The 25,683-nt window shown below is 62.3% G+C and carries 19 protein-coding genes and 1 pseudogene; 15 read left to right on the top strand and 5 right to left on the bottom strand.

What is annotated here, in order from left to right:
- The first annotated feature begins 47 nt into the window (after nt 1-47).
- The 5 genes from ACO77H_RS15465 (at nt 48) to ACO77H_RS15445 (ending at nt 5,551) form a co-directional block, all read left to right on the top strand.
- Nucleotides 48-992 carry a LysR family transcriptional regulator gene (locus tag ACO77H_RS15465; protein ID WP_169953178.1) on the top strand — a complete coding sequence of 315 codons (945 nt, stop codon included), beginning with the start codon at nt 48-50 and terminating at the stop codon, nt 990-992.
- A gap of 107 nt (nt 993-1,099) precedes the next feature.
- Complete coding sequence (locus ACO77H_RS15460) at nt 1,100-1,618, top strand: sigma-70 family RNA polymerase sigma factor (RefSeq protein ID WP_169953181.1); 519 nt, start codon at nt 1,100-1,102, stop codon at nt 1,616-1,618.
- Nucleotides 1,615-2,550: a FecR domain-containing protein gene (locus tag ACO77H_RS15455; protein ID WP_169953183.1), complete on the top strand. Its 936-nt coding sequence runs from the start codon at nt 1,615-1,617 to the stop codon at nt 2,548-2,550. Before ACO77H_RS15460 ends, ACO77H_RS15455 begins: the two co-directional genes overlap by 4 nt.
- 174 nt (nt 2,551-2,724) lie before the next feature.
- Nucleotides 2,725-5,115 (top strand): TonB-dependent receptor, encoded by a 2,391-nt coding sequence (locus tag ACO77H_RS15450; RefSeq protein ID WP_170041288.1) that lies wholly within the window; start codon nt 2,725-2,727, stop codon nt 5,113-5,115.
- Between the two features lie 220 nt (nt 5,116-5,335).
- A complete protein-coding gene (locus ACO77H_RS15445; protein ID WP_003173733.1) occupies nt 5,336-5,551 on the top strand; it encodes a TOBE domain-containing protein in 216 nt (71 codons plus the stop codon).
- A gap of 56 nt (nt 5,552-5,607) precedes the next feature.
- On the opposite strand, the gene ACO77H_RS15440 is transcribed toward ACO77H_RS15445, so the two are convergent.
- The 5 genes and pseudogenes from ACO77H_RS15440 to ACO77H_RS15420 all read right to left on the bottom strand — a co-directional run bounded on the left by ACO77H_RS15440 (nt 5,608) and on the right by ACO77H_RS15420 (nt 10,685).
- Nucleotides 5,608-6,756, bottom strand: coding sequence for a MalY/PatB family protein (locus ACO77H_RS15440; protein WP_169953188.1), 1,149 nt, complete (start codon nt 6,754-6,756; stop codon nt 5,608-5,610).
- Between the two features lie 49 nt (nt 6,757-6,805).
- Nucleotides 6,806-7,486 carry a Crp/Fnr family transcriptional regulator gene (locus ACO77H_RS15435; RefSeq protein ID WP_169953191.1) on the bottom strand — a complete coding sequence of 227 codons (681 nt, stop codon included), beginning with the start codon at nt 7,484-7,486 and terminating at the stop codon, nt 6,806-6,808.
- Between the two features lie 47 nt (nt 7,487-7,533).
- Nucleotides 7,534-7,785 (bottom strand): annotated as a pseudogene (locus tag ACO77H_RS15430) (LysR family transcriptional regulator); the annotation flags it as partial.
- Between the two features lie 435 nt (nt 7,786-8,220).
- Complete coding sequence (gene narL / locus ACO77H_RS15425; protein ID WP_170041607.1) at nt 8,221-8,868, bottom strand: two-component system response regulator NarL; 648 nt, start codon at nt 8,866-8,868, stop codon at nt 8,221-8,223.
- Nucleotides 8,869-8,879: 11 nt separating this feature from the next.
- Nucleotides 8,880-10,685, bottom strand: a complete 1,806-nt coding sequence (locus ACO77H_RS15420) for an ATP-binding protein (RefSeq protein WP_170041289.1) — start codon at nt 10,683-10,685, stop codon at nt 8,880-8,882.
- A 310-nt stretch (nt 10,686-10,995) separates the two neighbouring features.
- Between ACO77H_RS15420 and ACO77H_RS15415 the strand changes: the two genes are divergently transcribed.
- From ACO77H_RS15415 to ACO77H_RS15370, 10 genes are all read left to right on the top strand, one after another.
- The gene (locus ACO77H_RS15415; RefSeq protein ID WP_169953196.1) at nt 10,996-12,261 is read left to right on the top strand and encodes an MFS transporter; all 1,266 of its coding nucleotides are present in this window, start codon (nt 10,996-10,998) and stop codon (nt 12,259-12,261) included.
- Entirely contained in the window at nt 12,258-13,655 is a 1,398-nt protein-coding gene (locus tag ACO77H_RS15410; protein ID WP_432754214.1) for a NarK family nitrate/nitrite MFS transporter, read from the top strand. Before ACO77H_RS15415 ends, ACO77H_RS15410 begins: the two co-directional genes overlap by 4 nt.
- Before the next feature lie 70 nt (nt 13,656-13,725).
- The gene (locus ACO77H_RS15405; RefSeq protein WP_169953201.1) at nt 13,726-17,499 is read left to right on the top strand and encodes a nitrate reductase subunit alpha; all 3,774 of its coding nucleotides are present in this window, start codon (nt 13,726-13,728) and stop codon (nt 17,497-17,499) included.
- Nucleotide 17,500: 1 nt separating this feature from the next.
- Nucleotides 17,501-19,039 (top strand): nitrate reductase subunit beta, encoded by a 1,539-nt coding sequence (gene narH, locus ACO77H_RS15400; protein WP_029291316.1) that lies wholly within the window; start codon nt 17,501-17,503, stop codon nt 19,037-19,039.
- 3 nt (nt 19,040-19,042) lie between these two features.
- Nucleotides 19,043-19,798, top strand: a complete 756-nt coding sequence (gene narJ, locus ACO77H_RS15395; RefSeq protein WP_170041292.1) for a nitrate reductase molybdenum cofactor assembly chaperone — start codon at nt 19,043-19,045, stop codon at nt 19,796-19,798.
- A complete protein-coding gene (gene narI, locus ACO77H_RS15390; protein WP_432754213.1) occupies nt 19,791-20,468 on the top strand; it encodes a respiratory nitrate reductase subunit gamma in 678 nt (225 codons plus the stop codon). Before narJ ends, narI begins: the two co-directional genes overlap by 8 nt.
- A 10-nt stretch (nt 20,469-20,478) precedes the next feature.
- Nucleotides 20,479-21,390, top strand: a complete 912-nt coding sequence (locus tag ACO77H_RS15385; RefSeq protein ID WP_432754212.1) for a peptidylprolyl isomerase — start codon at nt 20,479-20,481, stop codon at nt 21,388-21,390.
- 1 nt (nt 21,391) lies between these two features.
- Complete coding sequence (moaA, locus tag ACO77H_RS15380; RefSeq protein WP_432754211.1) at nt 21,392-22,378, top strand: GTP 3',8-cyclase MoaA; 987 nt, start codon at nt 21,392-21,394, stop codon at nt 22,376-22,378.
- A 133-nt stretch (nt 22,379-22,511) separates the two neighbouring features.
- Nucleotides 22,512-23,564, top strand: coding sequence for a PDDEXK nuclease domain-containing protein (locus ACO77H_RS15375; RefSeq protein ID WP_432755760.1), 1,053 nt, complete (start codon nt 22,512-22,514; stop codon nt 23,562-23,564).
- 96 nt (nt 23,565-23,660) lie between these two features.
- Entirely contained in the window at nt 23,661-25,661 is a 2,001-nt protein-coding gene (locus ACO77H_RS15370) for a ribonucleoside triphosphate reductase (RefSeq protein WP_169953213.1), read from the top strand.
- The last annotated feature ends 22 nt before the right edge of the window (nt 25,662-25,683 follow it).

Here is a 25,683-nt window from a genome sequence, read left to right as displayed (position 1 = left end):
TCTCGCTTACAAGCGATAACCTCAGGGTATCGATAACAAGGAAAAAAATGAGTAGTCCGCTGATTTCCCGCAGCCTGTTCAACCGCCTGCGCTACAAGCATCTGCATATGCTGGTGGCCTTGAGCTCCAGCCAGAACCTGCACCGTGCCTCCCAGGCCCTGAACATGTCGCAGCCGGCTGCCACCCGCATGCTGCGCGAGATCGAGGACATGTTTGCCTGTGACCTGTTCGAGCGCCTGCCCCGTGGCATGCGCCCGACGGCGCTGGGCAAGGAGTTGATCCGCTTTGCCGAATCGGCCCTCAGTGGCCTCGACCGCTGCGCCGAAGACCTGATGGCGCGCCAGCAGGGCGGTTATGGCTACCTGGCAATCGGCACCATCATGGGCGCCGCGCCGGACCTGGTGATGGACTCGATTGCGCAGATCAAATCCCTCAACCCGCAACTGCGCATCCGCATCATGGGCGACACCAGCGACCAGGTGATCCAGTTACTGGAACAGGGGCGCATCGACCTGGCCATCGCCCGGCGCAACGCCGCCACCGACAGCGAACACTACAGCTTCGAGCCGCTGGGCAACGAGCGCTTGCTGGTGGTGGTGCACGCCGGGCACCCGCTGGCGCAGCGTGCGAGCCTGCCGTTGGCCGAGTTGGTCAGCGACTGGCCGTGGATCCTGCAACCGGAAAGCAGCCCGGCACGCATCGGTTTTGACGAAGCGTTGCAGCACCTGGCCCTGCCGCTGCCGGCGGACATCATTGAATGCAGCTCGGTGTATTCCATGCAGCAACTGATCCAACTGACCGACGCGATCATGGTGCTTTCCGAAAGCGCACTGCGCGATTACCTGAAGATGGGCCTGGTGGTGCAGTTACCGGTGGAGCTGGAGGTGACGCTTGCGCCATTTGGCATCTTGCTGCGCAAGGGTGAACCGGTGAGCCGTGAGTTGGGGTTGTTTATAGATTTGCTGCGTTACAAGGCCAGGGCGCTTGATTAACCGCCTCCGCCCGTCTATCCGGGAAAAAGAACATGGTATGCGCCAGGGATATTAAATAGAATGAATCTCATTTGAGACTCACTCGCGCCGCCCAGGGTTCGCTTGCCATGAATGATGCTGTATCGCCAACGATCACCGCCGAACCCAGCCTGAGCACCTTGTACCGCGACCACCGCAGCTGGCTGGAAAGCTGGCTGCGCCGGCGCCTGGGCAATGCCTGGGATGCTGCCGACCTGAGTCAGGATACGTTCCTGAGGGTACTGGCCAGCGCCCAGCCGGTGGCGCAATTGCAGGAACCACGGGCCTATCTGGTGACAGTGGGCAAGCGCCTCCTGGTCAATTTTCATCAGCGCCGCAGCCTGGAGCAGGCGTACTTGAATGCCCTGGCACGCTTGCCCGAAGACTGCGCTCCCTCGCCGGAGCAGCGTTGGTTGCTGCTGGAAACCCTGCACGCCCTGGACGAACTGCTCGACGGCCTGGCGGCCCCGGTGCGCCGGGCGTTCCTCTGGAGCCAGCTCGAAGGCCTGGGCTATCGGGAGATTGCCGAGCGTCTCAAGGTTTCGGAACGTACGGTCAAGCGTTATATGGCCCAGGCCTACGAACATTGCCTACTGGTGGAACTGTGAGCCGCACCGCACCGGATGTAGCGCGGGCAGCCGCGCAGTGGTTGGCGTTGCTGGAATCCGGCACGGCCGGCGAGCGTGACCATGACGGTTTGCAGCAATGGCGCGACAGTCACCCCCAGCACGAACAAGCCTGGCAAAAGGCGCAGTTGCTGCGCCAGCGGTTTGCCGAGTTGCCATCCTCCCTGGCCATGGCCAGCCTCGACCGCCCGCAACCTGGCCGGCGCGCGGTGCTCAAGCGCGCCCTGGGCGTGGCGGCACTGGTGCCGGCGGCCTGGTTGCTCAGTCGCCAGTTGCCCATCGACGTGTGGCGTGCCGACCTGCATACCGCCACCGGCGAGCGCAAACGCGTGCCGTTGGCCGATGGCAGCGCCCTGCAACTGAACACCGCCAGCGCGGTGGATGTGGACCTTCCTCGGCGACGCCTGACCCTGGTCGATGGCGAGATGGCGCTGAATGTGCCTGGCCCGTCGGCGCTGACCGTACACACCCGCTATGGCCAGGTCATCGCCAGCCAGGCCGAGGTTTGCGTGCGCCAACTGGCGGACGCGTGCCTGGTGTCGGTGCTCAAGGGCCAGGTGCAAGTGCAAGATGGATCGGGGCGTAGTACCTGGCTGCACAGCGCGCAACAAATACGCTTACAACCGTCGGGGTTGGGCGCGCCGCTGCCGTTCGACGTGCTGCAACTGGGCTGGCGCGATGGGGTGCTGACCGCGCAGAACCAAGGGCTGGGCGATTTCCTGCGCGAGCTGGATCGCTATCGCCCGGGCGTGCTGCGTTGGGACCCGCGCCTGGAAACCCTGCGCGTGACCGGCAGCTTCCGCCTGGACGACACCGACCGCATCCTCAGCCTGCTGGCCACCACCCACGGGCTACACGTGCAGTTCCGCACCCGCTATTGGGTCACGCTGGCATCGCGCAAAACTCCGGTTTGACCAGCCCCCAATGTGGGAGCGGGCTTGCCCGCGATCGCGGTGCATCAGTCACCCCATGTATCGACTGACACTCAGCCATCGCGGGCAAGCTCGCTCCCACAGGGTAAGACCGTGTCCCTTTTTTTCGTCTCGCCTGTCATCCAAGGCAAGTGAACGAAAACAGAGAGCCTTTTAATGCCCGTCGTCCCGCCATCGTTGTTGCGCCTGAGTCTGGTGCTGAGCCTGAGTGCCAGCCCGTTGTTCATTCCTGTGAGCTGGGCCGAGGACGCGGCCCGGCGCAGTTACCAAGTGCCCGGCGGCAGCCTGGGCAGTGCCTTGACCCGCTTTGCCGGGTTGGCCGGGGTCAATCTGTCGGTGGACCCGGCCCTGGTCAGTGGCCGCCAAAGCGCCGGGATCTCTGGTGAGTTTGCCGTCGAGGAAGGTTTTGCCCGGCTGCTGCAAGGCTCAGGCCTGCAATTGCAGGCAGTGGGGGAGCGTGCCTACACCCTGATCCCCGCCCCCCAGGGCGATGCCTATCAGTTGCCAGCCACCTCGATTCTTGGGCTGGCGAACACACCCGTCGCCCAAACCTACGCCGGTGACCAGGTCACGCGCAAAGGTGCGCAGGGCATGCTCGGCGACGGCGATTTTATGGATACGCCGTTCAACCTCACCTCCTATACCGCCAAGGCCGTGAAAAACCTGCAGGCGCGCACCCTCGGCGAGATGGTTGCCAGTGACCCTTCGGTGCGCATCACCAACCCGGCGGGTGGGCGTTTCGAGCAGTTCTCGGTGCGCGGTTTCAGCTTGTTCAACAGTGATGTGTCCTACGGCGGCCTGTACGGCGTGCTGCCGACCTACGCCATCGACATGGAAATGGTCGAACGCGTCGATATCCTCAAGGGCCCCGGTGCCTTGCTCGGTGGCATTGCGCCCCGGGGCAGTATCGGCGGCGGGATCAATATCGAGCCCAAGCGCGCCGCCGACACACCGCTCACCGAGTTCACCGGCAGTTATGCCTCGGCCGGGCAGTTCGGTGGCGCGGTGGATATCGGCCGGCGGTTTGGCGATGAGCAGCAGTTTGGCGTGCGCTTCAATGGCGTGAAGCAAGCCGGCGATACCGAGTGGGACCATCAGGAGGTTGACCGCGAAATGACGGTGATCGGCCTCGACTATCGCAAGGAGCGGGTGCGCCTGTCCCTCGACCTCGGGCGCCAGGAACGCACCGCCGATGCACCCCAGGAACGCGTGGAGATCGCCAAGGGTAGCGTGATGCCCAAGGCCCGCGATATCCGCGACAACTTCGCCCAGTCCTGGACCTATTCCCATACCAAGGACACTTTTGGCGCGGTGCGTGGCGAGTTCGATGTCAGTGATTCACTGATGGTCTACGCCGCTGCCGGCGCACGCAAAGGCAACTACGACTTCCTGCGCCATGGCGTGCAGGCGACCCAGAGCAATGGCGACTTCACCGTAGTGCCGCGCAGTTTCCGCCGCGACGAAGACGTCAAGACCGTCACTGTCGGTGCGCGCAGTTGGTTCGACACCGGCCCGGTGGGGCACACCCTCAATGTCAGCCTCAATCAGTTCAACATGGATTTCGACAATGCCGGCGAGCGCTACACCCCCGGCAAGAGCAATCTCTACCACCCGGTGGTCTTGCCCCACCCAGGCCAGGCTGTGCGCTGGGACACCAGCACCCACACCGAAAACCGCTTCACCAGCCTGGCCCTGGCCGACACCCTGGCGTTGTTCGATGAGCGCGTGCTGCTGACCCTCGGCGCGCGCCTGCAAAAGGTCCAGGTCACCTCCTGGAGCAACGGCATCAAGGATCAGCCGGAGTACGACGAACAGGCGACCTCGCCGGCCCTGGGCCTGGTGGTGAAAGTCACCGACCAGTTGTCCCTGTACACCAACTACATGGAGGGCTTGAGCCAGGGCGAGACCGCGCCTTCGAGTGGGGTGCGCAATGAAAACGCGATCTTCCCGCCGACCAAGAGCAAGCAGGTGGAAGTCGGCGCCAAGTACGACATGGGCAGCTTTGGCCTGACCGCCAGTGTGTTCCAGATCAAGCAGCCGGCCTATGGCATCGACAGCCAGGGCTTCTTCAAACCCAACGGCGAGTTGCGCAACCAGGGTGTGGAATTGAACGTGTTTGGCGAGCCCCTGGCAGGCGTGCGCCTGCTCGGCGGGGTGATGCTGCTCGACAGCGAGCAGACCAAGACCGCCCAGGGCCTGACTGACGGCAAGCGCGGCACCGGCTCGCCGATTGCCAACGTCAACCTGGGGGCCGAATGGGACATCCCGCGCCTGCAAGGCCTGACCCTGACCGCCCGGGCGATCCACACCGGCGCGCAGTACCTGGATGCAGCCAACCAGCAGAAGATCGATGGCTGGGAACGCTATGACCTGGGGGCGCGCTATACCTTCAAGGTCAAGGAAAACCCGGTGACCCTGCGCGCTACCGTGGAGAACGTGCTGGACACCACCTATTGGGCCTCGGCTGCAACCTCCAGCGACAGCGCGCCTGGCCTGACCCTGTCTACGCCGCGCACATGGCTGGTGTCGGCAACAGTAGGTTTTTGACCAAACCCATGTAGGAGCCGGCTTGCCGGCGATGGCGTCCTTGAACTCAGCACATGATTCACGGGCCCCATCGCCGGCAAGCCGGCTCCTACAGGGTTTCTCATATGTTTATATGGAATAAATAAATAGTTATTTATTCCTTTTGTTGTTGGTGGGAATGGCGCATTTTGAGGGCCTGCGCATTCGTGCGGATTGACCCAACCGTAAAAGGAAAACCGACATGACCATCAAAGCGATCAACGTGCGCAACCAGTTCAAGGGCGTGATCAAGGAAATTCTGCTGGGCGAGGTGGTGTCCGAAATCGACGTGCAGACCGCGTCCGGGATTGTCACTTCGGTGATCACCACCCGTTCGGTACGCGACCTAGAATTGAAGGTGGGCAGCGAAGTGATTGCCTTCGTCAAATCCACCGAAGTGTCCATCGCCAAGCTCTGAACCCAAACCTGCGCATACCTTTATAGGCGCCGGCAAGCCTGCGCCTACACGGGTCTTCAGCGGTTTTTCAGGCTGCGTTCCAGGCGTGAAATACCTTCTTCGAGCAACGCCCGCGGGCAGCCGAAGTTCAAGCGCACGAACTGCTGGCTGTCATCGCCAAATTCCACGCCTGCACTCAAGCCTACCTTGGCCTGCTCCAGGAAAAACCGCTGCGGGTCTTCCAGGCCCAGGGCGCTGCAATCGAGCCAGGCCAGGTAAGTGCCTTGCGGGGCATGCATGGTCACCCCCGGCAGGCGTTTTTGCACTGCATCCAGCAGGTAGTCGCGGTTGCCTTGCAAGTACGTCAGCAACGCCTTCAACCATTCACCGCATTGGCTGTACGCCGCCCAGGTGGCTTCCAGGCCCAGGGGGCTGACACTGTCGACCATGCCGCAGCGCGCCTTGTTGAAGCGCTCGCGGATGACTGGATCCTGGACAATCGCAAAGCAGGTCTTCAGGCCGGCGACGTTGTAGGCCTTGCTGGCCGACATCAGGGTAATGGTGCGCCGCGCGATCTCTGCGCTCAGCGATGCGGTGGGGATATGCCGGCGCCCGTCAAAGCACAGCTCGGCATGGATTTCGTCAGAGATAATCAGCGTGCCCTGTTCCAGGCAGGCAGTGGCCACCGCCAGCAATTCCTCGCGGGCGAACACCTTGCCCAGGGGGTTGTGGGGGTTGCTCAACAGCAAGGCACCGGCACCTTTCAAGGCCTGGCGCAAGGCGGGCAGGGGGGTGAGGTATTCGCCCTGGGCGCTCAGTTCAAACGGCACTTCGATCTTCGGCAGGTTCCAGTTGCCGGCCGCATGGCGCAGCGGCGCGTAGTTGGGAGTCTGCAAGACCACCGACTGGCCCGGTTGGACGAAGGCGTGCAGGGCCATGTTGAAACCCGGCTCGACGCCCGGCAGGAATAACAGTTCATCGGGCTGCACGCGCCAGGCGTACTTGTCCCACAGGTCGCTGATGATCGCTTCGCGCACTTCTGGCCGGGCAACGCTGTAGCCGAGCATTTGCTGGTCCAGGCGCGCGTGCAGGGCCGTGAGGATCGCCGGTGGGGCGGCGATGTCCATGTCGGCAATCCACATCGGCAAGACGTCTTCGGGGTAGCGGCTCCACTTGGTGCTGCCGGTGCCGAGGCGAGGGTGGATCGTGTCGAAATCAAAGCTCATGGGGGCGCTCGTGTCAGGAAGGCGGGCGAAGAATCGCGTCGATTCTAAGTCAGCCGGCCTGATAGGTCATCAACTGCTCCTCGCACAGGATGCGGATGGTGCGCCGTTGCACCTCGATCAGGCCGGCGTCAACCAAACGATGCAGAATCCGCGAAAACGTCTCTGGCTGAATCCCCAGTTTGGAGGCTACCAGGCGCTTGGGCACTTGCAGCACCACATCACCACTGGCCAGATCGCGCTCCTGGACCAGGAAGTTGATGACCCGGCGACTGGCATTGGCCAGGCTCAGGGTGTCGATGTCCTTGAGGCGCTGATGCAGGTGGATGCTCATGGTGCCGAGGATCGCCAGGCAGATCTGCGGCTGGTCCTCCAGGGCCTTGCGGTAATGATGGCCCTCGATACTCACCAGCACGCTGTCCTTGAGCGCCGTGGCACTTACCGGGTAGGCCTTGGCCTGGCTGAACAGCAGGGCTTCGGCAAAGGTCTGGCCGGGGCGAATGACCTCCACCAGATGTTCCTGGCCTTCGCCGGTGACCCGGTGCAACTTGATCTGGCCGCTGACCAGCAGGAAAAACCGCTCGGCGGGGTCGCCCTGGTGCATCAAGGTGATGTGGGCGGGCAAGCGCTTGAGATTGGCCAGGGTGCAGATGTCCTGGAAAATCTTCTCCGGCAACGGGCTGAACAGATGATGCCGGCGTAGGGTTAAAACGATGGATGGGTGGGTCAGCATGGCGTACCTCCGCTCCCGTCCATGGTAGAGCGTGAGGCCTGTGGGGCCTATGCCTCGTTGGAGGTAGCCCCGTGGAGGCAGTGGCCCTGCAGCAGCGCCGAAAATGCATCGCGCGCCGGATGGCAACCTGCGTTGGCATGCCAGTAAAACCGGTTGTCGATGCGCTTCAGTTCCGCGAACACATGGCCTTGCCAGTTGGCGCCCTGGCGATATTGCTCGTAGATCCCCCGGGGCACCAGCGCGGCGCCGCTGCCGGCACTGACACAGCCGATAATCGTGCCGTAGCTGACGATGCTGATGGCGTGGGTGATATTGGCGCAGCGGCCTTCGGTGATGGTGATGGTGGGGACGGTGAGTGGGGGCGTTGACGGTGAAAGCGAGGCGGCCTTAGAGCCGATCTGATCTTCAAATCGTACGCGTGCTCCTGTGGGAGCGGGCTTGCTCGCGATGGTCGTTAACGATGAAAAATGAATACCTGACACTCTGATGTTTTCTTGCGGGCGCCATCGCGGGCAAGCCCACTCCCACAGGGGAATGGCTTGCCCGCCGGGCCTGGGCCAGGCTCCGAGTGGTGGGGCAAGAGCGCTTTGCTTCCTTTGGCGCTCTTCCAAAGTGAGCCGCCGTAAGGGCGGAACCAATAGTAGCCGTGACCGCAGCAACGGATATGTACACAAACCTGAGAATCACTAAAGAGATGTGTAGATACCTATGCTGCGATGGCGGTGCATCAGTCCCTACCCAGCCTGACGCAAATGCTCCATCGCCCAAACCGCCGCTTCCACCCGCGAGCGCAGCCCCAGTTTGTGCAGCAGATTCTTCACATGCACTTTCACCGTGCCCTCGGTAATCCCCAGCTTGTGCCCGATCACCTTGTTGCTATAGCCCCCGGCAATGGTCTTCAATACCTGCCGCTCGCGTTCGGTCAGTTCCACTGCCGCGTGGGGCTGGGGCGAGCGCAAGGCCTGGGCCAGCACCCGGGTCAGGCCGGGGCTGATCACCAGGGCGCCGTGCAGCGCATCGCGGATGTACTGGATCAGCAGTTCCGGCTCCATGTCCTTGAGCAGGTAGCCGTTGGCATCCAGGCGCAGGGCGTCGCGGATGTCGTCTTCGGCATCGGACACGGTAAACAGCAAGACCTTGCCGCCATAGGCCATGGCCCGCAGCTGGCGCAGGGTTTCCAGGCCGTTCATCTGCGGCATGTTGTTGTCCAGCAGCACCAGGTCCGGTTGCAGCGACTCGATCAGGCCCAGGGCTTCCTCGCCATTGCCGGCTTCGCCCACCACGTGCAGGTCGTCTTCCAGTTCGAGCATCTGGCGCATGCCGTGGCGCATCATCGGGTGGTCGTCGACGAGCAGGATGCGGTGGCGTACAGATGGGTTGATGAGCGCCGTGTTCATGACAAGCTACCTTCTGGTAAAGAGTGCCCGAGGAATTCCGGGCGAAACAGCAAGTGCACCCGGGTGCCCTGGGGCTCGCGGGAGGAAATGTCCAGTTGACCGTGCAGGCTGCGAGCCCGTTCGTCCATGATGGTCAGGCCGTGGTGTTCGCGCTGGTCCACCGGCTCGCTGAAGCCGCGGCCATCGTCTTCAATGCTCAGGCTCACGGTTTCGCCGTTCTGGCGCAGTTGCAGCCAGGCGTTTTCGGCGTGGGCATGGCGCAGGCAGTTGGACAGCGCTTCGCGGGTTACCTGCAACAGGTGGATCTGTTCACTGGCCGACAGTTGGAAGGCCAGGGCATCCACATGCAGGTGCACCTGGAACTCGCCACGCCGCGAGAACTCCTCGGCGGTGTCTTTGAGCTCCTGGACCAGCCCGGCATCGTGGATTTGCAGGCGGAAGGTGGTGAGCAACTCACGCAATTGCCGGTAGGCGTTGTTCAGGCCTTCGCGCAGTTCACCGGTGACGGTTTCCAGGGTGGCCTTGGGTTCGTCGCGGCGCAGCAGGGTCTGCATGCGGCTGACTTGCAGCTTCATATAGGACAGGGCCTGGGCCAGGGAATCATGCAGCTCGCGGGCGATGATGGTGCGTTCGTCCAGCAGCAATAAACGGTGGTCCTGCTCGCGCTGGCGCTTGAGGGACAGCGAGGTGCCAATCAGGTTGGCCAGGGCCTGGATCAGTTGTTGCTCCCAGGCTTGGGGGGCATGGCCGTCGACAAAATGCGCCTTGAGTTCGCCCAGTTCCGCGCCCTGGTTGCTGATGCTGAACACCTGGGGCGGGGCCACGTGGTGGCGCTCGCAGGTGGCGCAGTCACCGATGGCGCAGACGTTGCGGCTGTTGCCGCCATGCAGCGCGAGCATCTGCTGCGCCGGGGCGAGGAAGTGCCCTTGCAGGCACAGCGACAGGCGCAGGCCCGGCAGGCGTTTCTGGAAACGCCGGATCAATTCGTCGAGGCCTTCGGCGTTGGCCAGGCGCGTGGCCAGGCTGCGGCTGCTCTCGTAGAGCAGTTCCAGGGCGGCGTTGGCCTGTTGCAGGTTGAGGGTTTTGTGCTGCACCTGGCTTTCCAGGGTGCGATGGGATTGCTCGATGGTTTCGGCCAGGGTGTTGAAGCTCAGGGCCAGTTGCCCCAGTTCGTCCTGGGAGCGGTGATTGACCCGGGTCTGGTAATCACCCTCACGAAAGCGCCGGGTGGCGTCCACCAGTTCCTTCAAGGGCGTGACCACGCCGTACTGCAATTCATACAGCCCCAGCAGCAGGATGATCAGGGTGCTGAACAGCGCCAGGCCCTGGATCAGCTGTTGCCAGCCTTGTTTGTGCTCACTCTGTTGTTGCAACAGGCTGACGAACTGGTTCAGTTGCTCGACAAAGGCCGGTGCGCGCTCGCGAAAGAGCGCGCCGTCGCCGCGCTCGATGGCCGGGCGCAGTTCCTGGTTCCAGTGTTGCTGGATCTGCCGGTAGCTCTGTTGCAGGGCGCTGTGGGGGCCGTCTTCCAGTACCGCTTTCAAGGATTGGCTGTCCAGGCGCCGTTGCAGGCTCTGGGTGATGGCCAGGATCTCGTCGGCGGGGGCGTGGTCGGCGAGTTTCCAGCTCAGGTGGTAGGTCTCCATGCGCACCGAGCCTGCGGTGTTGATGGCCGCGCCGTCGCCCTGGCTGAACCAGGCGATCAGCCCGGCGCTCAGGGAACTGGCCAGGGCCAGGATCGCAATCAGGATCACCGCGACACCGGCGCGTGCGGGCAGGGAGCTGCGCAGCCAGTTAAACATCACGGCGTAATCGAAGGGGTAAGGACAACAGCATGGCGGCACCTGGCATAGGAAACAGTATTGGATTCTGCATTCCCTGGCGCACTACCTCTAAAGAGTTGCCGGCGAACCCTCCCACGGGAAAAAGCCGGCACAAGAGACCAATCCATTGATAAATAAAGACTTTCTCTTGTTATTTGGTCTACCTCTTAAGAGGTAGATGGGCCAAGCATAGGCCAATACCCCCCAGGTGGACGTTGATCTGGGTCAAGTTCCTGGAGGACGTCGCCCCTAACCTGCGCTCATGGAATCACTTCTGGGAGCGCAAACCGTGACTCAACCCCGTGTAAGACAGGGCCTGGTGCTGGGCATGAGTACACTGGCCTTCACCGTGTGCTTTATGGTCTGGATGATGTTCGCCGTGCTCGGCGTGCCGATCAAAGAGCTGCTGCAACTCAACGAAACCCAGTTCGGCCTGCTGGCCGCCACCCCGGTACTGACCGGCTCCCTGGTGCGCCTGCCCCTGGGCCTGCTGACTGACCGCTTCGGCGGGCGCATCGTGTTCTTTGTCTTGATGCTCGCCTGCGTGCTGCCGCTGTACCTGATCACCTACGCCACCGCCTTCTGGCAATTCCTCGTGCTGGGGCTGTTTGTCGGCCTGGCCGGCGGCTCGTTTTCGGTGGGCATCGCCTACGTCGCCAAGTGGTTCGACAAGGACAACCAGGGCTTTGCCATGGGCGTGTTCGGCGCTGGTAACGCGGGGGCGGCGGTGACCAAGTTTCTGGCGCCGGCGCTGATCGCCCTGGGTACCTGGCACCTGGTGCCAAAGGTGTTCAGCGCAATCTTGTTTATCACCGCGCTGCTGTTCTGGTTCCTCACCAGCGAGAACAAGGCCCACCGCAGTGCCGGTGGCGCCACCTTGCGCGAACAACTGCTGTGCCTCAAGGACCCGGCCGTGTGGCGCTACTGCCAGTACTACTCGATTGTGTTCGGTGGCTACGTGGCCCTGGCGCTGTGGGCGACCAAGTACTACGTGCAGGAATACGGCTTCAGCCTGCAAAGCGCTGCGCTGTTGGCCGCGTGTTTTTCCCTGCCCGGTGGCGTGCTGCGCGCTGTGGGCGGCTGGATGTCCGACCGCTGGGGCGCACAGAGCGTGACCTGGTGGGTGTTGTGGGTCAGTTGGATCTGCCTGTTCCTGCTCAGCTACCCGCAGACCCAATTGCAGGTGCAGACCGTCAACGGCCCGCTGGATTTTCATATCGGCCTCAATGCCACCCTGTTCACCGTGCTGCTGTTTGTGATGGGCATCGCCTTCGCCTTCGGCAAGGCCTCGGTGTTCAAGTACATCGCCAATGACTACCCGCAAAACATGGGCGCGGTGTCCGGCATCGTCGGCCTGGCGGGCGGCCTTGGCGGCTTTGTCCTGCCGATCATGTTCGGCGCCCTGGTGGACCTCACCGGCGTGCGCTCCTCCTGCTTCATGTTGATGTACGGCGTGGTCTGGGTATCCCTGACCTGGATGTACTTCAGCGAAATCCGCAAGCAACCGCTGCTTGGTAAAGCGGCGGCCCAGCCTCTCCAAGGAGAATCTGCATGACTATCGCGCAAAAGCCCGACTCGGGCCCGGTGATCCACGACTGGCGCCCTGAAGACCCGGCGTTCTGGGGCGCCAGCGGCAAGCAGACCGCAACCCGCAACCTGTGGATCTCGATCCCGGCGCTGCTGTTAGCCTTCGCTGTGTGGATGGTGTGGAGCACGGTGATCGTGCGCCTGAACGCCATCGGTTTCAGCTTCACCACTGACCAGCTGTTCTGGCTGGCGGCGTTGCCGGGCCTGTCTGGCGCCACGTTGCGCGTGTTCTATTCGTTCATGGTGCCGATCTTCGGTGGCCGCCGTTGGACGGCCCTGAGCACCGCGTCGCTGCTGATTCCATCACTGTGGATGGGCTTCGCGGTACAAGACCCGAGCACCTCCTACAGCGTGTTTGTATTGATCGCGCTGCTGTGCGGCTTCGGTGGCGGCAACTTCGCCTCGAGCATGTCCAACATCAGCTTCTTCTACCCCAAGTCCCAGCAAGGCACGGCCCTGGGCCTGAACGCCGGCCTGGGTAACCTGGGCGTGTCGGTGATGCAGTTCTGCGTGCCGCTGGTGATTACCTTCGGCGTGTTCGGCCTGCTCGGCGGCCAGCCGCAAACCCTGGAAGACGGCAGCCAGTTGTGGCTACAGAACGCCGGGTTTATCTGGGTGCCGTTCATCATCACCGTGACCCTGTTTGCCTGGTTCGGCATGAATGACCTGTCCAGCGCCCGCGCTTCGTTCAGCGAGCAGGCGGTGATCTTCAAGCGCAAGCACAACTGGCTGATGTGCTGGTTGTACCTGGCGACCTTCGGTTCCTTCATTGGCTTTTCGGCCGCCTTCCCGATGCTGATCAAGACCTCGTTCCCAGACGTCAACGCCCTGAAATTCGCCTTCCTCGGCCCGCTGGTAGGTGCCCTGGTGCGCCCATTGGGCGGCTGGCTGGCCGACAAGCTGGGCGGTGCGCGGGTGACCTTGTGGAACTTCGTGCTGATGATCGTGATGGTGTTCGGCGTCCTGCACTTTTTGCCCCTGAACGGCGAGGGCGGCAGCTTCTACGGCTTCCTCGGCATGTTCATGCTGCTGTTCATCACCACCGGCATCGGCAACGGCTCCACCTTCCGCATGATCCCGGTGATCTTCCGCACCCAGCATGAAAAAGCCAGCGCCGGCAAAGCCGCCGCCGTGCGTGAGCAAGCCCTCAAGGATGCCAGCAAGGAGTCGGCCGCCGTGCTGGGCTTCAGCTCGGCCATGGGCGCCTTCGGTGCGTTCTTCATCCCCAAGACCTTTGGCTCGTCCATGGCCTACACCGGCAGCCCGGCCATGGCGTTCTACATGTTTGTCGGCTTCTACCTGACCTGCATCGTCGTGACCTGGTGGTGGTATGCGCGCAAAGGCGCCGAGACCCCCTGCTGAGTCGACCCCGAATTCAAACCTTGCGTGGGCGGGGCACAGAACCCCGCGGCAAGCCTGAGAGGAAAGCACCATGAGTCATTTACTCGATCAACTGCGGTTCTTCAATCGCAAGCAAGACGAATTCTCCGAAGGTCACGGCGAGACCCGCAAGGAGTCCCGCGACTGGGAGAACGTCTACCGTTCGCGCTGGCAGTACGACAAGATCGTGCGCTCCACCCACGGGGTGAACTGCACCGGCTCGTGTTCGTGGAAGATCTACGTGAAGAACGGCCTGATCACCTGGGAAACCCAGCAGACCGACTACCCGCGTACCCGCAACGACCTGCCTAACCACGAGCCGCGCGGCTGCCCCCGTGGCGCGAGCTACAGCTGGTACATCTACAGCGCCAACCGCCTGAAGTACCCGAAGATCCGCAAGCCATTGCTCAAGCTGTGGCGCGAGGCGCGCCTGACGCTGTCGCCGGTCGAGGCCTGGGCGAGCATTGTCGAGGACAAGGCCAAGGCCGACTCCTATAAAAGCAAGCGTGGCATGGGCGGCTTCATCCGCTCCAACTGGGATGAAGTCAACGAAATCATCGCCGCGTCCAACGTCTACACCATCAAGCAATACGGCCCGGACCGCATCGTCGGCTTCTCGCCGATCCCGGCCATGTCCATGGTCAGCTACGCCGCAGGTTCGCGTTACCTGTCGCTGATCGGCGGCGTGTGCCTGAGCTTCTATGACTGGTACTGCGACCTGCCGCCAGCCTCGCCGATGGTCTGGGGCGAGCAGACCGACGTGCCGGAATCGGCCGACTGGTACAACTCCAACTACATCATCGCCTGGGGCTCGAACGTCCCGCAGACCCGGACCCCGGACGCGCACTTCTTCACCGAGGTGCGCTACAAGGGCACCAAGACCGTGGCCATCACGCCTGACTATTCGGAAGTAGCCAAGCTCACCGACCTGTGGCTCAACCCCAAGCAGGGCACCGACGCGGCATTGGCCCAGGCCTTCAACCATGTGATCTTCAAGGAATTTCACCTGGATAAACCGAGCGCGTACTTCACCGAATACGCCAAGCGCTACACCGACTTGCCGGTGCTGGTAATGCTCAAGCCCATGACCGGCTTCGCCCCGGGCGCAGGCTTCCAGCCGGACCGCTTCCTGCGCGCCTCGGACCTGGTGGACAACCTCGGCCAGGACAACAACCCGGAATGGAAAACCATCGCCCTCGACGAAAGCGGCGAACTGGTCTCGCCGCAAGGCGCCATCGGCTATCGCTGGGGCGAGAAGGGCAAGTGGAACATCCTGGCCAAAGAAGGCGGTGAAGGCCGCGAGATCGACCTCAAGCTGAGCCTGATCGGCGAGGACGTCGCCGAAGTGGCATTCCCGTATTTTGCCGGTGAAGCCCACGACTACTTCCAGCACGTGGCCGGTGACGCCGTGCAGTTCCGTCGGGTGCCGGTGCACAGCGTGACCCTGGCCGATGGCACGGTGGCCAAAGTGGCGACGGTGTTCGACCTGTCGGCGGCCAACCTGGCCATCGACCGTGGCCTGGGCGGCAGCAACGTGGCCAAGGACTACAACGATGCCAGCGTACCGGGCACGCCAGCCTGGCAGGAAGCAATCACCGGGGTCAGCCGCGAGAAGGCGATCCAGATCGCCCGTGAGTTTGCCGACAACGCCGACAAGACCCGTGGGCGCTCGATGATCATCGTCGGCGCGGCAATGAACCACTGGTACCACATGGACATGAACTACCGCGGGCTGATCAATATGCTCATGCTCTGCGGTTGTGTCGGCCAGACCGGCGGCGGTTGGGCGCACTACGTGGGCCAGGAAAAACTGCGGCCGCAATGCGGCTGGCTGCCCCTGGCATTCGGCCTGGACTGGAACCGTCCGCCGCGCCAGATGAACGGCACCAGCTTCTTCTACGGCCACAGCTCGCAATGGCGCCACGAGAAGATGAGCATGCACGACATCCTCTCGCCGCTGGCCGACAAGTCGCAGTTCCCCGAGCACGCCCTGGACTACAACATCCGCGCCGAACGCGCCGGCTGGTTGCCCAGCGCACCCCAACTCAATACCAACCCGTTGCACATCTGCCGCGACGCGGCGGCAGCCGGTATGGACCCCAAAGACTACGTGGTCAAGTCCTGGCAGGACGGCAGCCTGCGTTTTGCCTGCGAGCAGCCGGACAGCCCGGTGAACTTCCCGCGCAACATGTTTATCTGGCGCTCCAACTTGCTCGGTTCGTCGGGCAAGGGCCACGAGTACATGCTCAAGTACCTGCTCGGCACCAAGAACGGGGTGATGAACGAAGACATTGGCCACAGCACCGAATGCAAGCCAACCGAGGCCGAGTGGGTCGAAGACGGCGCCATCGGCAAGCTAGACCTGGTGACCACCCTGGACTTCCGCATGTCCTCGACCTGCGTGTATTCCGACATCGTGTTGCCGACTGCAACATGGTACGAAAAAGACGACATGAACACCTCGGACATGCACCCGTTCATTCACCCGCTGTCGGCGGCGATTGATCCGGCGTGGGAATCGCGTTCGGACTGGGAAATCTACAAAGGCATCGCCAAGGCGTTCTCGGCCATGTCGGTCGGCCACCTGGGCGTGGAACAAGACCTGGTGACCGTGCCGTTGATGCATGACAGCGTCGGTGAGCTGGCCCAGCCGTTTGGCGGCACTGACTGGAAAAGCGCCGGCGTGGCGCCGGTACCGGGCAAGAATGCGCCGAACATGGCGGTGGTGGAACGGGATTACCCGAACATCTACAAGCAGTTCTCATCGCTGGGCCCGATGCTGGAAAAACTCGGCAACGGTGGCAAGGGCATCAACTGGAATACCGACGAGGAAGTCGAGTTCCTTGGCGAACTCAACCACCACGAAGGTGACGCGGGCATCAGCCACGGCCGGCCAAAAATCGACACGGCAATTGATGCGGCCGAGGTGATTCTGTCCCTGGCTCCGGAAACCAACGGCAAGGTCGCCTTGAAGGCCTGGGCGGCGCTGTCGGAATTCACCGGCATCGACCACAGCCACCTGGCGATTTCCAAGGCCCACGAAGCGATCCGCTTCCGCGATATCCAGGCGCAGCCGCGCAAGATCATCTCCAGCCCCACCTGGTCGGGCCTGGAAGACGAGCATGTGAGCTACAACGCCGGCTACACCAACGTCCATGAAAACATCCCATGGCGCACCATCACCGGCCGCCAGCAGTTCTACCAGGATCACCCGTGGATGCAGGCGTTCGGCGAGCAATTGATGAGCTACCGGCCACCGGTCAACACCCGCACCATCGAAGGAGTGAAGGACAAGCGCAGCAATGGCGAGACCGAAATCGTCCTGAACTGGATCACGCCGCACCAGAAATGGGGGATCCACAGCACCTACAGCGACAACCTGCTGATGCTCACCTTGAGCCGTGGCGGCCCGATTGTGTGGCTCTCGGAAATCGACGCCAAGCGCGCCGGGATCGAGGACAACGACTGGATCGAGTGCTTCAACGTCAACGGCGCGCTGACCGCCCGTGCGGTGGTCAGCCAGCGGGTCAAGGAAGGCATGGTGATGATGTACCACGCCCAGGAACGCATCGTGAACGTACCGGGTTCGGAAACCACCAAGACCCGTGGTGGCCACCACAACTCGGTGACCCGCGTGGTGCTCAAGCCGACCCACATGATCGGTGGCTATGCCCAGCAGGCCTACGGTTTCAACTATTACGGCACAGTCGGCTGCAACCGCGATGAATTCGTGGTGGTGCGCAAGATGGTCAAGGTCGATTGGCTCGATGGTTCCAGCGGTGATGATCTGCCGCGTCCATTGCCGACCGATATCGAGGAGAACTGAGATGAAGATCCGCTCACAAATCGGCATGGTCCTGAACCTGGACAAGTGCATCGGCTGCCACACCTGCTCGATCACCTGCAAAAACGTGTGGACCAGCCGCGAAGGCATGGAATACGCGTGGTTCAACAACGTTGAGTCCAAGCCGGGCATCGGCTACCCCAAGGAGTGGGAAAACCAGGACAAGTGGAAGGGCGGCTGGATCCGCAACGCCAACGGCTCGATCAACCCGCGCATCGGCGGCAAGTTCCGCGTGCTGGCGAACATCTTTGCCAACCCGGACCTGCCGAGCCTGGACGACTACTACGAGCCGTTCGACTTCGACTACCAGCACCTGCACACCGCGCCGTTGGGCGAGCACCAACCGACCGCACGCCCGCGTTCGGTGGTGTCGGGCAAGCGCATGGAAAAAATCGAGTGGGGCCCCAACTGGGAAGAAATCCTCGGCACCGAGTTCGCCAAGCGCCGCAAGGACAAGAACTTCGACCAGATCCAGGCCGACATTTATGGCGAGTACGAAAATACTTTCATGATGTACCTGCCGCGCCTGTGCGAGCACTGCCTGAACCCTGCGTGCGCGGCGTCGTGCCCCAGCGGCGCGATCTACAAGCGTGAAGAAGACGGCATCGTGCTGATCGACCAGGAAAAATGCCGCGGCTGGCGCATGTGCATCAGCGGCTGCCCGTACAAGAAAATCTACTTCAACTGGAAGAGCGGCAAATCCGAGAAGTGCATCTTCTGCTACCCCCGGATCGAAGCCGGTATGCCTACCGTCTGCGCGGAAACCTGCGTCGGGCGCATCCGCTACCTCGGTGTGCTGCTGTATGACGCCGACCGCATCAGCGAAGTCGCCAGCACCGCCAACGAGCACGACCTGTACGAGAAGCAGTTGGAAATCTTCCTCGACCCGAATGACCCGGCGGTGATCCGCCAGGCCCTGGCCGATGGTGTACCGCAGTCGGTGATCGACTCGGCCCAGCGTTCGCCGGTGTACAAAATGGCCGTGGACTGGAAGCTCGCGCTGCCGCTGCACCCGGAATACCGCACTTTGCCGATGGTCTGGTACGTGCCGCCACTCTCGCCGATCCAGAACGCAGCTGCCGCCGGCACCGTGGGCATGAACGGGGTGATCCCGGATGTCGACAGCCTGCGCATCCCCCTGCGTTACCTGGCCAATATGCTGACTGCCGGTGACGAAAAGCCGGTCAAGCGTGCGCTGAAACGCCTGCTGGCCATGCGCGCCTTCAAGCGCTCGCAGCAAGTGGACGGCGTCGAGGACCTGCAAGTGCTGGCCGACGTGGACCTGAGCGTGGCCCAGGTGGAAGAGATGTACCGCTACCTGGCGATTGCCAACTACGAGGACCGGTTTGTGGTGCCCAGCGCGCACCGTGAAGACGCGATGAGCGATGCGTTTGCCGAGCGTTCCGGCTGTGGTTTCAGCTTCGGCAGCGGCTGCAGTGGCAGCTCTGACACCAACATGTTCGGCGCCAAGAAGGCCAACCGCCGCGACGTGCTGAAAACCGTCCAGATCTGGGAGGACTGAGCCATGCGCATTCTTAAAGTGATCTCGTTGCTGCTGGACTATCCCACCGAAACCCTGGTGAATGGCCGCGATGAACTGGAGCAGGCGATTATCGAATCGCGGGAAATCAGCCCCAAGCAACGTGGCGCGCTGTTCGAGCTGTTGGAGCTGATCTGCAGCAATGACCTGATGGATGGCCAGGAGCATTACGGCGCGCTGTTCGGCCGGGGCCGCTCGCTGTCGCTGCTGTTGTTCGAACACGTGCATGGCGAGTCGCGGGACCGTGGCCAGGCCATGGTCGACATGATGGCCCAGTACCAGGAAGCCGGGTTTGCCATTGGCGTCAAGGAGCTGCCGGACTACATCCCGTTGTACCTGGAGTTTTTGTCCACCCGCGAAGACATCGAGGCCCGCGAGGGACTGGCGGATGTGGCGCACCTGCTGGCCCTGCTGGCGGCGCGCCTGGATGAGCGTGAAAGCGCTTACGCCAGTTGTTTCCGTGCGCTGTTGCAGATCAGCGGCGCCGAGCCGCACCAGGCGATTGCCGAGTTGCGTGCCCAGGTTGCCGCCGAAGTACGCGACGACTCCCTCGAAGCCCTGGACAAGGTCTGGGAAGAAGAGGCCGTGGACTTTATGCAGGCCGAGCAGCAGGACCGTTGCAGCGCAATGCCCAGCGCACCGGGCAAGGCCCGCGAAGAAAGTGCGGTGCCCTTGCACTGGGTGGATTTTCAGCACGAGGGGCTGGCCGCCGTGCCAGCCAAGGAGGTGGGTAATGTCTAAGTGGAATTTGCTGGTATTTGGCGTGTATCCGTATGTCGCCCTGGCCATTTGCCTGTTGGGCAGTTGGGCGCGGTTTGACCTGTCCCAGTACACCTGGAAGGCCGGCTCCAGCCAGATGCTCAGTAACCGTGGGATGCGCGTGGCGAGCAACTTCTTCCATATCGGTGTGCTGTTCGTGCTGGCCGGGCATTTTGTCGGCCTGCTGACCCCGGCGTCGATCTATCACCATGTGATCAGCACCGAGCACAAGCAACTGCTGGCGATGGTCTCCGGGGGCTTCTTCGGCCTGCTGTGCCTGGTGGGCCTGCTGATGCTGGTCAAGCGCCGCCTCACCGACCCGCGGGTTCGGGCTACGTCGAGCCCGTCGGACATCCTGATCCTGCTGGTGTTGCTGGCGCAGTTGGTGCTGGGCTTGCTGACCATCGTCGCCTCGACCGGGCATATGGACGGCTCGGTGATGGTGATGCTCGCGGACTGGGCGCAGAACGTGGTGTTGCTGCGGCCGGTGGAAGCGGCAGCTTCGATTGCCCCGGTCAGCCTGATCTACAAGTTGCACGTGGCGCTGGGCCTGACCCTGTTTGTGTTGTTCCCGTTTACCCGGCTGGTGCATATGGTCAGCGCGCCGATCTGGTACCTGGGTCGTCGTTATCAAATCGTGCGGCAGAAGTGAGGAGAACGTCATGACTACAGGATGCGGATGTGGTGGCGGTGCTGGCGGTGGCGGTTGCAGTTCTTCGGCCAAGGCTGTGGACGTGGTGGTGCCCGAGGTCGAGGTGGCGGTTGAGCCGCAACTGATCGCCAGCAGCGAGCAGGAATGGCCGATTGTCAGCGTCAACGGGGTGCTGATCACCCCGGAAAATATGGCCCAGGAGTTGCAATATCACCCGGCCGAAAGCCGCGAGGAGGCGGTGTTTCTCGCCGCCCGCGCGCTGGTGATTCGTGAGCTGTTGCAGCAGCGGATCCGCGAGCTGGGTGTGCAACTGCAAGTCGGCGCCGGCGAGAACGAGGAAGAGGCGGCGACCCGCCTGTTGCTGGAGCGCGAAGTGACGGTGCCGGACTGCGATGAGGCCACCTGTGTGCGCTACTTCGAGAGCAATCGCGGGCGCTTTCACAGCGCGCCGTTGCTGGCCGTGCGGCATATTTTGCTGGAGTGTGCGCCGGACGATGCCGAGGCGCGCCATCAGGCCCATGCCCAGGCCGAGGTGCTGTTGCTGAGCCTGGAAGAGTCGCCCGGTGCCTTTGGCGAACTGGCGCTGAAGTATTCGGCGTGCCCGTCCAAGGCCCAGGGCGGCTCGCTCGGGCAAGTCAGCAAGGGCCAGACCGTGCCGGAGTTGGAGCGCCAGTTGTTCACCCTGGCACCGGGCCTGGCCAGTAAGCCTCTGGAAAGTCGCTACGGCTGGCATGTGATCTGCGTCGATCAGCGCATCGAAGGCCAGCCGCTGCCGTACGAGGCGGTGGCCACGGCGATCCGCACCCAGTTGCAGCAAGGGGTGTGGCAGAAGGCCCTGGTGCAATACCTGCAAACCCTGATTGGCGCGGCCGATGTGCGTGGCATCGCGTTGCAGGGCGCCGACTCGCCGTTGGTGCAGTGACATGAGCCTGGTGGATGGTGTGGGCCGTTCCATTGACTACCTGCGGCTGTCGGTGACCGATCGTTGTGATTTTCGCTGTGTGTATTGCATGGCGAAGAACATGACCTTCCTGCCACGCCAGCAGGTGCTGACCCTGGAGGAACTGCAACGGCTGGCGACGGTGTTCGTCAGCCAGGGTGTGCGCAAGATCCGCCTGACGGGGGGCGAACCGCTGATCCGTCCGGGCATTGTCGAGCTGTGCCGCCATATCGCTGCGTTGCCCGGCCTGCGCGAACTGGTGATGACCAGCAACGGCTCGCAACTGGGCCGCCTGGCGCGGCCGCTGGTGGAGGCCAGAGTCAAGCGCATGAACATCAGCCTCGACAGCCTCGATCCCGAACGCTTTCGCGCGATCACCCGCAACGGTGACCTGCGCCAGGTACTGGACGGCATCGAGGCGGCGCAGGATGCCGGGTTCGAGCGGGTCAAGCTCAACTGCGTGGTGATGAAGGGACGCAACTTCGATGAAGTCCCGGCGCTGGTGCAGTACGCCATCGACCAGGGCATCGATATCAGCTTTATCGAAGAGATGCCGCTGGGGGATGTGGGGCGCTCGCGGGGCGAATCCTTTTGCTCCAGCGAGCAGGTGCGGGCGGTGATCGCCGAGCATCATGGCTTACTCGACAGCACCGAAAACAGCGGCGGCCCGGCGCGCTACGTACGCCTGGCCCGGCATCCGCACACGCGCATAGGCTTTATCTCGCCCAACTCCCATAACTTCTGTGCCAGCTGCAACCGGGTGCGGATGACAGTGGAAGGGCAGTTGCTGCTGTGCCTGGGGCAGGACAATGCGGTGGATTTTCGTGCGTTGTTGCGCCGCTACCCGCTGGACGACCGGCCGCTGGTGGAGGCACTGCACAAGGCGTTGCGGGGCAAGCCATTGCGCCATGATTTCACCGGGCAGGGCGAGGTGCAGGTGGTGCGGTTTATGAATATGAGTGGGGGGTGAGGAGGTGCTGGAACCCTGTTGCATAGTAGTTCCCGTCATTTTGTATCAAGGGCATTGTGCTGGCCCGCGTGGCTTTTTTCGGTCGTTACCATTGCCGGTTTCTACAACGTGCAATATCGACAAGGAACCCGGAATGAATCGATCAGATGATGGCCTCACCACACCACCTGAGGGATATGGCGACTGGTTGAAAGAACTGAAAAACCGCATCCACTCTGCCCAACTGCGTGCATCTCTGGCGGTAAACCGCGAGCTTGTGCTGCTGTACTGGCAGATTGGCCAGGACATATTGACCCGACAGGCGCAGCAGGGGTGGGGAGCCAAAGTCATTGAGCGTCTGGCGCGGGATTTGCGTTCGGCTTTTCCTGATATGAAAGGTTTTTCGCCGCGTAACCTCAAGTACATGCGTGCATTTGCCGAGGCTTGGCCTGATGTTCAATTTGTGCAACAGGCTGCTGCACAATTGCCGTGGGGTCATAATTTGGTCCTGCTGGATAAACTGCCAGGCCCCGAAACCCGCCGCTGGTACGCCGCCCAAGCCATTGAACACAACTGGTCACGCAACATTCTGGTCATGCAGATCGAGACTCGTTTGCTGGAGCGTAGTGGCAATGCTGTCAGCAACTTCGAAACCCTGCTGCCCAAGCCCCAGTCGGACCTGGCCCGTGAGTCGCTGAAAGATCCCTATCGTTTCGACTTTCTGGGACTGACCCTGGACGCGCAGGAGCGCGAGATCGAAAGCGCACTGATCAGGCATGTCACCGACTTTCTACTGGAGCTGGGAGCAGGCTTTGCCTTTGTCGGCAAGCAGGTGCTGCTGGATGTGGGCGGCGAGGAGTTCTTTATTGACCTGCTGTTTTATCACCTGAAACTGCGCTGTTACGTCGCTATCGAACTCAAGGCGGGCAAGTTCAAACCAGAACATCTGGGGCAGTTGGGTTTTTACCTCGCAGCGGTGGACGCCCAACTCAAGCACCCACAAGACAGCCCCACCATTGGCCTGCTGCTGTGCAAAAGCAAAAACAAGATAGTGGCTGAATACGCCTTGCGTGACAGCGCTCGACCCATCGGGGTGGCGGAGTACCAGTTGGTCGACTCCCTCCCGGCAGAACTCCAAATCAGCTTGCCCAGCATTGAACAGATTGAACGTGAACTGGCCTGTGACGATACGTCTTCGCAAACTTGACCCTGATCAATTGCAAGTCCTCGTTCACTGCGTACCATCACTGCATATTGTGTTTATACGAACCATTAAATCTATATGTAGTGTTTGGAGCCCCCAATGCAGATCACCTCAAGCCCGTTGGTCAGTACCCGCCTACACAAGCGCGATGGCACTCAGGTCGCCTTTGACGCCGAGAAAATCCGCCAGGCGATGATCGCCGCCGGTAACGCCACCGGCGAGTATCAGGACGCCGAGGTCGACCTGTTGTTGGGCGCGGTGCTCGCCCGGTTGCGTGGGATCACCCGGCTGGATGTGGAGCAGATCCAGGACAGTGTCGAGCGGGTCTTGATGGATGCCGGGTACTTTATGGCGATGCGCGCCTATATCGTCTACCGCGAGCAGCATGGGCGCCTGCGCCGGGATCGCAAGACCCTGGTAGAGGTCGCTACGTCGATGAACGAGTACCTCGACCGTGAAGACTGGCGGGTGCAGGCCAATGCCAACCAGGGCTACTCCCTGGGCGGGCTGGTGCTTAATGTGTCGGGCAAGGTCACCGCCAATTACTGGCTGGACGAGGTCTACAGCCAGGAGATCGGCCAGGCCCATCGCGAGGCGGACTTGCATATCCATGACCTGGACATGCTCGCTGGCTACTGCGCCGGCTGGTCCCTGCGCACCCTGCTGCACGAAGGCCTCAATGGCGTGCCCGGCCGCGTCGAAGCCGGGCCGCCCAAGCACCTGGGCAGTGCCCTGGGGCAGATGGTCAACTTCCTCGGCACCCTGCAGAACGAGTGGGCCGGCGCCCAGGCGTTCAGCTCGTTCGACACCTACCTGGCGCCCTTTGTGCGCAAGGACCAACTGACGTTCCCCGAGATCCGCCAGGCGGTGCAGGAGTTCATCTACAACCTCAACGTGCCGTCGCGCTGGGGCACGCAAACGCCGTTTACCAACCTGACGTTCGACTGGGTTTGCCCCGAGGATTTGCGCGAGCAGATCCCGATCATCGGTGGCGAAGAAATGCCGTTTGCCTACGGTGACCTGCAAGCGGAAATGGAGCTGATCAACCGCGCCTATATCGAAGTGATGCAGGCGGGTGACGCCAAGGGTCGGGTGTTCACTTTCCCGATCCCCACCTACAACATCACCCATGACTTCCCGTGGGACAGCGAAAACGCCGACCGCCTGTTCGAGATGACCGCGCGCTACGGCCTGCCGTACTTCCAGAACTTCCTCAACTCGGATATGCAGCCCAACCAGGTGCGCTCGATGTGCTGCCGCTTGCAGTTGGACGTGCGCGAGTTGCTCAAGCGTGGCGGCGGGTTGTTCGGCTCGGCGGAGCAGACCGGTTCATTGGGCGTGGTGACGATCAACTGCGCGCGCCTGGGTTACCTGTTCAAGGGCGACACCAGTGGCCTGCTGCAGCGCCTGGACTACTTGATGGAACTGGCGATGGAGAGCCTGGAGGTCAAGCGCAAGGTGATCCAGCACCACATGGACGCCGGTCTGTATCCCTACACCAAGCGTTACCTGGGCACTTTGCGCAATCACTTCTCCACCATCGGCCTCAATGGCATGCACGAGATGCTGCGCAACTTCACCGGGGACGAGGAGGGCACGCACACCGCCCGTGGCCGCGAGTTTGCGTTGCAGGTGCTGGACCATGTGCGCGCCACGTTGCTGCGCTTCCAGGAAGACACCGGCCACCTGTACAACTTGGAAGCCACGCCGGCCGAAGGCACCACCTACCGGTTTGCCAAGGAAGACCTCAAGCGCTTCCCCGCGATCCTCCAGGCCGGCAGCCTCGACGCGCCGTATTACACCAACTCTTCGCAACTGCCGGTGGGCTACACCGAAGACCCCTTCGAAGCCCTGGAGCTGCAGGACGAGCTGCAGTGCAAATACACCGGCGGCACCGTGCTGCACCTGTACATGGCCGAACAGATTTCCTCGGCCCAGGCCTGCAAGCAACTGGTCCGCAAGGCCCTGGGGCGCTTCCGCCTGCCGTACCTGACGGTGACGCCGACGTTCTCCATCTGCCCGGTACACGGCTACCTGGCAGGCGAACATGAATTCTGCCCCAAGTGCGACGAGGTTATAGCCCTCGACAAAACCCTGTAGGAGCCGGCCAAGGGCCCAACGT

The organism is Pseudomonas sp. WMBT8, from assembly GCF_050916005.1.
Classification (GTDB): domain Bacteria; phylum Pseudomonadota; class Gammaproteobacteria; order Pseudomonadales; family Pseudomonadaceae; genus Aquipseudomonas.
Note: the sequence above shows the minus strand (reverse complement) of the source record. Positions and strands in the feature narration are given on the sequence as shown.

Excerpts from the sequence above, each read along its gene's own strand:
- ACO77H_RS15385 (WP_432754212.1), top strand. The coding sequence starts at position 20,479 with ATGACTACAGGATGCGGATGTGGTGGCGGTGCTGGCGGTGGCGGTTGC.
- ACO77H_RS15440 (WP_169953188.1), bottom strand. The coding sequence starts at position 6,756 with ATGAGCTTTGATTTCGACACGATCCACCCTCGCCTCGGCACCGGCAGC.
- narH (WP_029291316.1), top strand. The coding sequence starts at position 17,501 with ATGAAGATCCGCTCACAAATCGGCATGGTCCTGAACCTGGACAAGTGC.
- ACO77H_RS15445 (WP_003173733.1), top strand. The coding sequence starts at position 5,336 with ATGACCATCAAAGCGATCAACGTGCGCAACCAGTTCAAGGGCGTGATC.
- ACO77H_RS15410 (WP_432754214.1), top strand. The coding sequence starts at position 12,258 with ATGACTATCGCGCAAAAGCCCGACTCGGGCCCGGTGATCCACGACTGG.
- ACO77H_RS15450 (WP_170041288.1), top strand. The coding sequence starts at position 2,725 with ATGCCCGTCGTCCCGCCATCGTTGTTGCGCCTGAGTCTGGTGCTGAGC.
- ACO77H_RS15435 (WP_169953191.1), bottom strand. The coding sequence starts at position 7,486 with ATGCTGACCCACCCATCCATCGTTTTAACCCTACGCCGGCATCATCTG.
- ACO77H_RS15370 (WP_169953213.1), top strand. The coding sequence starts at position 23,661 with ATGCAGATCACCTCAAGCCCGTTGGTCAGTACCCGCCTACACAAGCGC.
- narJ (WP_170041292.1), top strand. The coding sequence starts at position 19,043 with ATGCGCATTCTTAAAGTGATCTCGTTGCTGCTGGACTATCCCACCGAA.
- narI (WP_432754213.1), top strand. The coding sequence starts at position 19,791 with ATGTCTAAGTGGAATTTGCTGGTATTTGGCGTGTATCCGTATGTCGCC.
- ACO77H_RS15375 (WP_432755760.1), top strand. The coding sequence starts at position 22,512 with ATGAATCGATCAGATGATGGCCTCACCACACCACCTGAGGGATATGGC.
- moaA (WP_432754211.1), top strand. The coding sequence starts at position 21,392 with ATGAGCCTGGTGGATGGTGTGGGCCGTTCCATTGACTACCTGCGGCTG.
- ACO77H_RS15460 (WP_169953181.1), top strand. The coding sequence starts at position 1,100 with ATGAATGATGCTGTATCGCCAACGATCACCGCCGAACCCAGCCTGAGC.
- ACO77H_RS15420 (WP_170041289.1), bottom strand. The coding sequence starts at position 10,685 with ATGTTTAACTGGCTGCGCAGCTCCCTGCCCGCACGCGCCGGTGTCGCG.
- ACO77H_RS15465 (WP_169953178.1), top strand. The coding sequence starts at position 48 with ATGAGTAGTCCGCTGATTTCCCGCAGCCTGTTCAACCGCCTGCGCTAC.
- ACO77H_RS15405 (WP_169953201.1), top strand. The coding sequence starts at position 13,726 with ATGAGTCATTTACTCGATCAACTGCGGTTCTTCAATCGCAAGCAAGAC.